Annotated in this window: 1 protein-coding gene and 1 pseudogene; both read left to right on the forward strand. The window is 31.8% G+C overall.

The annotated features are described in order from the left end of the window. Positions 1-247, forward strand: a pseudogene (locus HG1285_RS20175) (hypothetical protein); the annotation flags it as partial. Between the two features lie 133 nt (positions 248-380). Next, positions 381-1,015: TonB-dependent receptor plug domain-containing protein (locus HG1285_RS00070; RefSeq protein ID WP_008289766.1), on the forward strand; the 635-nt coding region annotated here is incomplete at its 3' end.

Here is a 1,015-nt window from a genome sequence, read left to right on the forward strand (position 1 = left end):
GAAATGTACTTATACAAAAGCAACAGATAATTATGGAAATACTAAATACTATTTAAGTTGCTCTTATCATTCTTTAATGACCGGATATCAAGGCTGGAAAACTCTGCAAAAGAAAGAGATAAATCCTTATACTGTAAATTATCTTGGAGCAGACGCTATGATTTACGAGTACAAGTTAAACGGATATGCTGTTAATGTTGTAGAACATCATTCCAAAAAAGCAGTTTCTATTAATTTTGGCTTCTGATAAACATGGGGCTGTATGCCCCTTTAAACATAATAAAAGCTATTATAAAAGTTCTAAAGGCTATTGCTTTTAAATTTTTTTTATTTTACAATACTATTTGCAATTTCAAATCATTTGCAATAAGGAGCGAAAATTGAAAAGGAAAATTGGACTGTTGTTAACAGCCTTAATGTCTTCAGCTTATGGCCAGCAGTTAAAAATTGAAACAACTTATAAAACACCTGTACCAGAAAGTGAAAATACTTCTGTTGTAAAAGTAATAACCGAAGACCAGATAGAAGAAAAACATACAAATTTTTTACCCGAAATTTTAAATCAAGTACCTGAAATTTCTTTTTCGGCAAATGGAGGTTTTGGACAGACAACATCAATTTATTTAAGAGGATTTGACCCTAAAAGAACTTTAGTCCTAATAGATGGTATAAGGGTAAATGATATAACAGGATTAAATGGAGCTCAATTTGAGCAATTTATACTTGATAATGTTAAGCAAATAGAAATCATAGAAGGAGCCCAATCAGGTATATGGGGAGCTGATGCTTCTGCAGGTGTCATAAATATAATTACTAAAACACCAGAAAAAGGCTTACATGCAAAAGCGACTGCTGAATATGGTTCTTTTAATACAAAAAAGGCTGGAGCGTCAGTATCTTACAAAAATGACAGGTTTTATATTTTAACAAGTTATTATCTTTTTGATACAGATGGATTTTCTGCAGCTGAGCCTAAAAACGGAAGTCAAAACTACGGTAAAAGAGGAAGTGAGCT

Source organism: Hydrogenivirga sp. 128-5-R1-1, from assembly GCF_000171895.1.